This window comes from Arthrobacter sp. H5, assembly GCF_000520595.1.
GTDB lineage: Bacteria > Actinomycetota > Actinomycetes > Actinomycetales > Micrococcaceae > Arthrobacter_D.
In genome coordinates this window covers 328,115-337,973 of the sequence record NZ_KI914978.1, presented here as the reverse complement: position 1 = coordinate 337,973, position 9,859 = coordinate 328,115, and the positions used below count along the sequence as shown (strand labels likewise).

General features: G+C 63.0%; 7 protein-coding genes. 3 read left to right on the top strand and 4 right to left on the bottom strand.

Annotated elements, in window-relative coordinates; all coding sequences use genetic code 11:
* Nucleotides 1-327: 327 nt before the first annotated feature.
* A complete protein-coding gene (locus Y708_RS0103380) occupies nucleotides 328-2,580 on the top strand; it encodes a RelA/SpoT family protein (RefSeq protein ID WP_028278841.1) in 2,253 nt (750 codons plus the stop codon).
* A gap of 15 nt (nucleotides 2,581-2,595) precedes the next feature.
* Here the strand turns inward: Y708_RS0103380 and Y708_RS0103375 are convergent, their stop codons facing one another.
* From Y708_RS0103375 to Y708_RS0103365, 3 genes are all read right to left on the bottom strand, one after another.
* Nucleotides 2,596-3,162, bottom strand: coding sequence for a hypothetical protein (locus tag Y708_RS0103375; RefSeq protein ID WP_051478503.1), 567 nt, complete (start codon nucleotides 3,160-3,162; stop codon nucleotides 2,596-2,598).
* 150 nt (nucleotides 3,163-3,312) lie between these two features.
* Nucleotides 3,313-5,106, bottom strand: coding sequence for a DUF349 domain-containing protein (locus tag Y708_RS0103370; protein WP_028278839.1), 1,794 nt, complete (start codon nucleotides 5,104-5,106; stop codon nucleotides 3,313-3,315).
* 49 nt (nucleotides 5,107-5,155) lie between these two features.
* Entirely contained in the window at nucleotides 5,156-5,881 is a 726-nt protein-coding gene (locus Y708_RS0103365) for a peptidylprolyl isomerase (RefSeq protein WP_253905666.1), read from the bottom strand.
* Nucleotides 5,882-6,116: 235 nt separating this feature from the next.
* Here Y708_RS0103365 and hisS point away from each other — a divergent pair, with 235 nt between their 5' ends.
* Nucleotides 6,117-7,451, top strand: a complete 1,335-nt coding sequence (gene hisS / locus Y708_RS0103360; protein WP_028278837.1) for a histidine--tRNA ligase — start codon at nucleotides 6,117-6,119, stop codon at nucleotides 7,449-7,451.
* Here hisS and Y708_RS0103355 read toward each other — a convergent pair.
* Nucleotides 7,448-8,701, bottom strand: a complete 1,254-nt coding sequence (locus Y708_RS0103355; protein ID WP_035775046.1) for an APC family permease — start codon at nucleotides 8,699-8,701, stop codon at nucleotides 7,448-7,450. The genes hisS and Y708_RS0103355 overlap by 4 nt on opposite strands.
* Before the next feature lie 100 nt (nucleotides 8,702-8,801).
* On the opposite strand from Y708_RS0103355, the gene aspS reads away from it, so the two are divergent.
* The coding region (gene aspS / locus Y708_RS30740; RefSeq protein WP_035775045.1) for an aspartate--tRNA ligase at nucleotides 8,802-9,859 on the top strand (1,058 nt) is incomplete at its 3' end.

The window sequence follows — 9,859 nt, the reverse complement described above, 5'->3', positions numbered from 1 at the left end:
GGGCTCCGGGCCCCAGCCGTCGGCAGTTGTACGCCGAAGTGTGCGCTTACGGTTAAACTTGGATTGTCCATCAAAAATGTGACATGTTGTATCTCTTACTTACTCTCCCGGTGATGGCACGCTGCGGAGCAGCCAATGGAAAAGGGGTTGTGGGTGGCTGAATCTTCCGGTCCCGGACGGCAGCCCGGCACCGACACAGCCGGTACACCGGTGGTGGAGGCGCGCGTGCCACCATCCAGGCCCGGCCCGCTCACCACTGCGCAGACCCCCTCCAGCGCGGCTCCCTCTGCCACCAGCCCGTCGGCCGGAAACGCTGACCAAACCACGGTGCCCGGGCGCCGCGAACGCACCCGCGCCCGCCTGGCCCGGCTGACCGGACGCGGGTCAACAGGGTATTCGCCTGTTCTCGAACCGCTGCTCCGCACAGTCCGCGCAAACAATCCCAAAGAGGACCTTGACCTCATCAATCGGGCCTATGAGGTAGCTGAGCGCAGCCACGAAGGACAGAAACGCAAGAGCGGCGATCCCTACATCACCCACCCTGTGGCCGTCGCGACCATCCTCGCCGAGCTGGGAATGACGGGGACCACGCTTGCCGCCGCCCTGCTGCATGACACGGTGGAGGATACATCCTGCACGCTTGAGGATATCCGCAAAGACTTCGGCTCCGAAGTGGCGATGCTGGTGGACGGCGTCACCAAGCTGGACAAGGTGTCATTCGGAGATGCCGCACAGGCGGAGACCGTCCGCAAGATGGTCGTCGCGATGGCTAAGGACATTAGAGTGCTGGTGATCAAGCTCTCCGACCGCCTTCATAATGCCCGCACATGGAGATTCGTTTCGCCCGAGTCGTCGGCACGAAAAGCACGCGAGACATTGGAAATTTTTGCCCCGCTGGCACACCGGCTGGGCATGAACACCATTAAGTGGGAGCTGGAGGACCTGTCCTTCGCCGCGTTGCATCCCAAGGTGTACGAGGAAATAGTCCGGATGGTGGGAGACCGCACGCCGGAACGGGAAAAGCATCTGAGCCTTGTGCGCGAGCAGATCGGTGAGGACCTGCGGTCTGTCAAGATCAAGGCAACCATCACCGGCAGGCCGAAGCATTACTACTCGATCTACCAAAAGATGATTGTGCGGGGCAAGGATTTCGACGACATCCACGACCTCATGGGCATTCGGGTGCTCGTGGACAGCGTGCGCGACTGTTACGCCACGCTTGGACAGCTGCATGCACGCTGGAATCCCCTGCCAGGGCGGTTCAAGGATTACATCGCGATGCCCAAGTTCAACATGTACCAATCGCTGCACACAACGGTGATTGGGCCGGGCGGCAAGCCTGTTGAGATCCAGATCCGCACCCATGACATGCACCGGCGGGCGGAATACGGCGTCGCGGCACACTGGAAATACAAGAACTCCGGCGGAGCCAAGAGCAGCGAAGCTCCCGACAACAGCGATATGGGTTGGCTCCGCAGCCTGGTTGACTGGCAGCAGGAAACATCCGACCCCGATGAGTTCCTCGACTCGCTTCGGTTCGAGATCAACGCCCGAGAAGTCTTTGTGTTCACGCCCAAGGGCGAAGTCATGGCGCTGCCGGCCGGATCAACCCCGGTCGACTTTGCCTACGCGGTTCACACGGAAGTGGGCCACCGGACAATCGGCGCTCGGGTCAACGGCAAACTGGTGCCGTTGAACAGTGAACTCAACCACGGTGATTGGGTGGAGGTTTTCACCTCAAAGGCGGAGGGAGCGGGCCCCAGCCAGGATTGGCAGGGCTTCGTCAAGAGCCCCCGCGCGCGGAACAAGATCCGCCAGTGGTTTACCAAGGAACGGCGCGAAGAGGCGATCGAGAAGGGCAAGGACCTGCTCACCAAGGCCATGCGAAAGCAGAACTTGCCTCTCCAGCGCATGATGACACACGACGCTTTGATTGCCGTCGCGCAGGAGTTGCGGCACGCCGACATCGCCGCCCTGTATGCGGCCGTGGGAGACGGTCATTCCTCGGCGCAGAACGTCATCGAACATCTTGTCAACCTGATGGGGGGACACGCCGGTGCCGAGGAGAACATCGCCGAAACATCTGTTGCCACCAGCGCAAGGCGGCCGAAGTTCTCGGATTCCGGTGTCACAGTGCGCGGGGTCGGCGACGTTTGGGTGAAGCTCGCACGATGCTGTACCCCCGTCCCGCCGGACCCGATCACGGGGTTCGTTACCCGCGGCTCCGGAGTGTCGGTCCATCGGAACGACTGTCGCAACGTTCAGGAGCTGCGGGAGCAGCCCGACCGCATTGTCGAGGTTGAGTGGGCACCCACCCAGTCGAGCGTGTTCCTGGTGGAGATCCAGGTCGAGGCGCTTGACCGCAAGAGCCTGCTGTCGGATGTCACCAGGGTTCTGTCTGAGAACCACGTGAATATCCTTGCGGCGAGCGTGAACACCTCCAATGACAGGGTTGCACTGTCCCGGTTTGCGTTCGAGATGGGCGATCCAAAGTATCTCAGCCATATACTGGGAGCCGTGCGCAGGATTGATGGCGTCTTTGATGTCTACCGGACTACAGGATCGCAGCGAAGAATCTAGGGACCAGCGGCAGGTTCACCGCATGGCTTCCCGGAGTCGCGCCAGGGCCTGCGTTTTCCCGGGTACGCGTTGCGCATCTTCCAGCGCCATCACCACCAGTGCCAGCGGACAGCGCAGCGCCGGCTCGGCGGAAATCCGCTTCAACGCTGGGACGGCCCACGGATCCTGCCCGTGGATGGCAACATCCATCGCAGTCCGCAGCGGAGACGTCACGCCAATGCCGCCGATTCTCTGCAGATCACAGGGTCCAAGGGTCACCTGATGCATTATGGCGTCGCTGAACGGAGGCAGGGCTGTGGTGCGCCTCCGGTGGTCGGTCACAAGGCTCACCACCAGGGGAGCGGGCGCGCAGCCATAGACCCAGGCGGCGCTCTGCCGGCCCAGCGCAACCCTGTGCAGCAGGGCCCGCGGAACACTGTTTATGGCCGACTGCGCCCGGATCTCCGCCGTGGCGGCGTAATCGGTGCGGACAAAAGACTCGCCGCACACGTTCTCCACCAGTCCATCGATCCGCATGGCCTGCAGTTCCACGTAGCTGAAGACCGTTCCGCCGTGAAAAAGTACGCCACCAGTGGAGTTCACGGGTGGTTGTCCCGCTGCAGTCCCCGGAAAGGGACGTTGACCTTGCTTCAATGGCATTGTTCCAGCATTCCGGAAACCCGGGGAGAAGCAAAAGCCCCGGACCGGATGTGTGGATAACCACGACCGGTCCGGGGCCTCAGCAGGCTTTGGTCAGGAGAAATCTTTGGCGGACTTTTCCAGCATCTGCAGCCACTGCTCGCGGGCGTCCAGCGCTTCGCGCGCCGTCTTGATCCGCTTGGCATCGCCGGCCTTCTCAGCGGCTTCCAGATCGTCGCGAAGCGCGGCGATGGTGGCCTCCAATTGGCTCAGGGCGCTGTTGGTGCGCGCCTTGGTCTCCGGGTTGGACCTCTGCCAGTGCTCGTCATCGGCCGCCTTGACCGCTTCCTCAACTTCCCGCAGTTTCCCTTCCACGCGACCCATGTCACCGCGGGGCACCTTGCCCGCTTCCTCCCACCGGTCCCGGATGGACTGAAAAGATTTCTTGGCCGCTGCGAGATCCTTAATGGGCAGCAGTTGGCGGGCCTCAACAAGCAGGGCTTCCTTCACAGAGAGATTAGCCCCGTACTCCTCGTCGATCGCCTCGTTGGCCGATTTGCGTGCGGAGAAGAACCGGTCCTGGGCCGCACGGAAGCGGGTCCATAGTGCATCGTCGTCCTTGCGGCTCGCTCTCTTGGAAGCTTTCCACTCGTCCATGAGGTGGCGGTACTCCCCGGCGGTCTGACCCCAGTCGGTGGACGCGGACAACTCCTCCGCACGCTTGATGAGCGCTTCCTTGGCTCGCTTTGCCTCCGCATTATCGCTGTCCAGCTGCGAGAAGTAGGCGCGGCGGTGCCGGTCGAAGACGGTGCGTGCGGAGCGGAAACGCTTCCACAGTGCGTCCTCAGTGCCTCTACCCAGGCGCAGACCGCTCTTCTGCGAGACCTTCCAGATTTCAAACAGTTCGTTCATCCGGGTGCTGCTGGCCTTCCACTGAACTGTGGAGGGATCCTTTCCGGCAATATCCTCGGCTTCAGCGACAATGGCTTCGCGGGCCGCGAGTTCCTGGGCCTTCAGGGCGTCCTGCCCAGCCTTTTCGGCAGCTTCCAGTTCCTTGATGGTCACGGTTAGTGCGTCCAGGCGTGCTTCCAGAGCCCTCACATCTCCGACCATCTTCCGCTCGGAGACCTGCTCGCGGAGATGCCCAGCCGTTTTCTGCATGTCCGTGGAAGCGGCTTTCGCGTGCACGCGCTGTTCCAGCAGCGCAACCTGGCTCGCGACGTCGTCGTACTTGCGGACAAAGTAGCCCAGCGCTTCTTCACGCGAGGCGTCCGGATACTGACCTACGGGGAATTCCTCGTTGTCGACGAGCAGGAAAACGTGGCCATCCTGCTCGACCCGCGCAAACTTCTCGGCCTCTTCCAGCGGTGTGCTGTGAGCGGGAGGAACCGGAGTCACAACTGGCATTGCAGCCGTACCGGGCTTCGGGACCATCGCCGCCGGCGTGGGGCGCGGTGCGGCAGGCACGGGCTTGGACGGCGAGGGAATCGGTTTGGACGATGGCGATCGCTCAGGCGCCGGTGCTGGCGGCGCAGACTCTGCTTCAGGAGCAGGAGCAGGAGCAGCTTCAGGAGCAGGTTCAAACGCCTGTGCCGCGTCAGGTTCAGGCGCTGGTATGGGCTCAGACTCAGACTCCGGTGCCGACCCAGACACGGCAGGCTGCTCGGAGGGAGCAGACTCAGCTACGGGAGCAACCGGTTCGGGATCCTGTGCCTCCTCGTTGGCGCTTTCCACAGCGGCGGGCTCCGCCTCCGCGTCGGCCACCGCGGGAGCATCCCCGATGGTGGCCGGTGTCGCCCCGGGCTCCGCAACGGGAGCCCCGGAGTCTGCCGATTCTCTATCAGGTTGGTCTGCTGCTGTTTCCTGCTGATTGATCAGGATTTCGTCGGATTTCTGACTGTCTGTCACCGCTAAAAGTCTTTCGCTCGATGGATGGCAATGGCCGTGCCACAACCGCTTATTGCAGGGTTAATGAGTCTATCGTCACAGGCACCGCAGGCGGTCCATCCTGCGCCCCACCTTCCACTCCGCCGTCGGCTATGCCCTGCACCACATCAAGCCCTGACGTTACCTTACCCATGATGGTGTAGCCCCCGGTTTCCTGCGTGATCTGGGAGTCCTTGTACACAATGAAGAACTGTGTGCCGTTTGAGTCGATCGACTCGCCGCGTGCAACCGCGATGGATCCCGCCGGATAGACGCCATCCTCTGGAGTGTTCTCCACAGGCCCCCACTGGTAGTTGGGATCGCCGGCTCCGTCGCCGTTCAGTGAACCGCACTGAAGAACACCCATGGTCTCAGCGGTGGTTAGCCGGTGGCAGGTTTTGCCTTGGAAGAAGCCTTCATCAGCCAGTGACTTGAAGACCGCCACTGCCTGCGGCGCAAGGTTCCCATCAAGGGCAACCCCCACCTCACCCTCACTGGTGGCCAAGGTGCCGGTGAAAACCTGCCCGTCCGCAGTGGATGGATCCGGAATGGCGGCGGGGCTGGCCGGAGGAGTTTCCTGGACGCCCGGCGCGTCGTCCAGCGCATCGACCTCGGCAGCGGACGGGTCGGAACTGAACCAAAAGATCTGCAGGGAGATCGCAACAGCAAGCACGACGACGGCTGCCAGCCCCGCAATGAGGCTGTCCCGTTTGCGCCTGCTGACCTGGTGCTCGCGGATTGTCCGCTTAGCCTCCATCTGTGCAAAGTGCCGTCGCATTTCCGGTTTCCGGCGTGGTGCGGCCACAATAACCTCCAGTGTTTGACGCGTCGCATGAGCTCCGGCGGCCCCGTCCGGTTAGCAAGGCACCGCTCAAACCCATAAAATGAATGCCGCACACAGTGTATGCACTTTTGCTGGGCTGTGCCTTAAGAATTTACCAAGCAGCGGCCGGATCCGGCGTTGCCTTACATCGATCAAGGAGCGCTGCCGCATGGCACGTAAGGCCTCATTGTCCGGTTTTCCCGAGTGGCTCCCGCAGGAACGCCTGGTGGAACTGCATGTGTTGGACACACTGAGGCGGACCTTTGAGCTTCATGGCTTCTCCAGCATCGAAACCCGTGCCGTTGAGACCTTGGGCCAGCTCCTCCGAAAGGGGGAGATCGATAAAGAGGTCTACGCGGTGTCGCGGCTGCAGGCGGACGACGACGGTCGCCCTCCGTCCGAAGACGGACTTGCGCTGCACTTCGACCTGACCGTTCCCTTTGCGCGCTATGTGGTGGAGAACGCCGGTCACCTGGCCTTTCCCTTCCGGCGTTATCAGATTCAAAAGGCCTGGCGCGGCGAGAGGCCGCAGGAAGGCAGGGCGCGGGAGTTTACCCAGGCGGATATCGATGTTGTGGGCGACGGTGTGCTCCCCTTCCGCTACGACGTGGAGATGGCGCTGGTCATCGTCGAAGCGCTGGGTGCGTTGCCCATTCCGGAGTTTGTACTGCGCGTGAACAACCGCAAGCTTGCGGAAGGCTTTTACCGTGGAATCGGACTTGAGGACACGGCAGGAGTGCTGCGCAGCATCGACAAACTCGACAAGATCGGGGGAGATAGGGTTGCCGCGCTGCTGCGGGACGAACTCGGAGCATCCCCGGAGCAGGCGTCGGCCGCCCTTGCCCTGGCATCCATCCGCACCAGCGACACCTCCTTTGTGCAGCAGGTCAAGGCGCTTGGCGTCGAGAACCCGCTCCTCGACGAGGGCCTCAGGGAGCTTGAGGAAGTCATTGCCGAAACCTCGCAGCGCGCCCCCGGACGGGTTGTCGCCGACCTGAGCATTGCCCGCGGCCTCGACTACTACACAGGCACCGTCTACGAGACGATCATTACCGGCCACGAATCACTGGGTTCCATCTGCTCGGGCGGTCGATATGACAGCCTGGCCACCAAGGGAAACCGAACCTTCCCCGGAGTTGGGCTTTCGGTCGGCGTCACCCGGATTGTCTCCCGAATCCTGAGCCAGGAGTTTGCCTCGGTCTCACGATCTGTGCCCACCGCGGTCCTGGTCACGCTCGCCGACGATGAATCATGGTCGGCAGCCCAGGATGTGGCGACCGCACTGCGGCTGCGTGGCATCTCCGCCGAGGTGGCGGCGGCGGCTGAAAAGTTCGGTAAGCAGATCAAGTTTGCCGCGCATCGCGGCATACCGTTCGTGTGGTTCACCGGACCCGACGGAAAGCACGAAGTCAAGGACATCCGCTCGGGTGAACAGACTGCCGCGGATCCCGGCGCCTGGACACCTCCCGCAGAGGACCTGCACCCGGTGGTCGCTCGCGCCTAACCAGCGTTACCCGACCGCCGCCGTCGTACCCAGAGCACTACCGCGCGCCCGGCAACACCGGCAGTCAGTACCGCAACCATGGTCAGGACCGACGCGGTGGGCAGGGTGAAGGCGAGCAGCAGGCATCCTGCCACGCCCAGCAGGTTGAGTGCACGCGGGGAATGCCACGGCCGGTCCGTGAGGGTCAATGCGGAAAGATTGGCAATCGCATAATAGATCAGCACCCCAAAGCTGGAGAACCCCACGACGGTCAGCACATCCGTTGTCAGCAGCAAGGCAATGACGACGACGGCGGTTGCCACCTCGGCCGCGAACGGAACAGTGAAGCGGGTCGAGATGCGGGACAGGAAACGTGGCATATCGCCCTCGCGGGCCATCGCCAATATGGTGCGCCCTACTCCGGCGATGAGGGCAAGCAGCGCGCCGAGGCTGCCGAGGACAGCCGCGACGGTCACCGCGGTGGCAGGCAGGGTACTGGTGGCGTCGGCAAAAACGTCGCGGAGTGGCGCGGCCGAGGCAGCCAACGCTTCGGCGCCGAGCGCGTGTTGAAGACCAAGGGCCAGCAGCAGGTACAGCACCAGGGTAAAACCGAGAGCGCCGAAGATTGCGGCCGGAATATTCTTTCGTGGCTCGCGGACCTCTTCGCCCATCGTGGCTATGCGTGCGTAGCCGGCAAAAGCGAAGAACATCAGCCCCGCCGCCTGAAGGACGCCCCACGGAGAGGTCTGCACCGAGCCGATGCCGCCGTCGTGCGCGGGTGAGGCGAACGCCGCCACGATCACAAAGGCGAGTACTGGCACCACCAGCGACACCACAATCCGCGTCATCAACGCGGTTCGCGTGACTCCCAGCAGATTCACCGTTGTTAGGGCCACGACTGCGGCAATGGCGGCAGCCGTTTCAAAGCCCGGCGCTGCATAGAGGCCAATGGTGAGCGCCATTGCGGCGCAGGAAGCCAGTTTGCCGGTGATGAAACTCCAGCCGGCCAGGAACCCGGGCCAGGGCCCCAGCTGGCGCCGTCCGTAGATATAGGTTCCGCCGCTGTGCGGGTGTACCGCTGCGAGCTGCGCCGATGCGGCAGCGTTGCAGTATGCGATGACGCCGGCAAGCGCCACGGCCAGTGGAAGGAAGGATCCGGCGGACGCCGCTGCGGGTGCAAAGGCGACAAACACGCCGGCGCCGATCATGGAGCCGATGCCCACGGTGGTGGCGTCGAAACCGCCAAGCTGTCTTTTCAATTCGGGAGGCATACGCCCATCGCTCCAGCTGGTCGAAAGGTGTGGCCGGGAGGGCTCAACATCACCGGTAAACTCGAACACGTTGATCTAACCACAATCCGGAAGGAATGCTGTGCTGCGCACACATGACCTTGGTTCGCTGCGGACCAGGCACATTGGACAGACCGTCACCCTGGCAGGCTGGGTTGCCCGCCGCCGAGATCACGGTGGCGTCGCCTTCCTTGATTTGCGCGATGCGTCCGGATTTGCCCAGGTGGTTGTTCGCGAAGAGGACGTCTTCCACGGCCTGCGCAACGAATACGTTCTCCAGATCACGGGGATAGTGGAGAAGCGGCCCGAGGGCAATGAAAACCCCGCACTCGCCACCGGAGAGATCGAGGTGATCGCCGAGACGGTGACCGTGCTGAACGCCTCGGACCCGCTGCCCTTCCAGATTGACGAGCACGTCGAGGTGGGCGAGGAAGCGCGCCTGAAGCACCGCTACCTCGACCTCCGGCGCCCGGCGCCAAAGGCCAACATGCTGCTCCGCTCGGAGGCCAACCGGGCGGCCCGCGAGCTCCTGCACCAGGACGGCTACGTGGAAATCGAGACTCCTACGCTGACCCGCTCCACCCCCGAGGGTGCGCGCGACTTTGTGGTGCCTGCCCGTCTGGCGCCGGGCTCCTGGTACGCACTGCCACAGTCGCCGCAGCTGTTCAAACAGCTGCTCCAGGTGGGCGGGTTTGAGAAGTACTACCAGATTGCCCGCTGTTACCGTGACGAGGATTTCCGTGCCGACCGACAGCCAGAATTCACCCAGTTGGATATCGAAGCCAGCTTCGTGGAACAGGACGACGTGATTGCACTCGGCGAAAGCCTGGTCACTGCGTTGTGGCGATTGATCGACGTCGAAATCCCCACGCCCATCCAGCGCATCACCTACGCGGACGCCATGGCCCGCTACGGCTCCGACAAGCCTGACCTCCGGTTTGGATTGGAACTGACCGAACTGACGGAATACTTCAAGGACACCGGCTTCGGCGTGTTCAAAGCGCCGTATGTGGGCGCCGTGGTGATGCCGGGCGGAGCCTCGCAACCGCGCCGCCAGCTCGACGCCTGGCAGGAATGGGCAAAGCAGCGCGGTGCCAAGGGGCTTGCGTACGTATTGATTGACGACGACGGCGGCCTCCG

Excerpts from the sequence above, each read along its gene's own strand:
- Y708_RS0103365 (WP_253905666.1), bottom strand. The coding sequence starts at position 5,881 with ATGGAGGCTAAGCGGACAATCCGCGAGCACCAGGTCAGCAGGCGCAAA.
- Y708_RS0103355 (WP_035775046.1), bottom strand. The coding sequence starts at position 8,701 with ATGCCTCCCGAATTGAAAAGACAGCTTGGCGGTTTCGACGCCACCACC.
- hisS (WP_028278837.1), top strand. The coding sequence starts at position 6,117 with ATGGCACGTAAGGCCTCATTGTCCGGTTTTCCCGAGTGGCTCCCGCAG.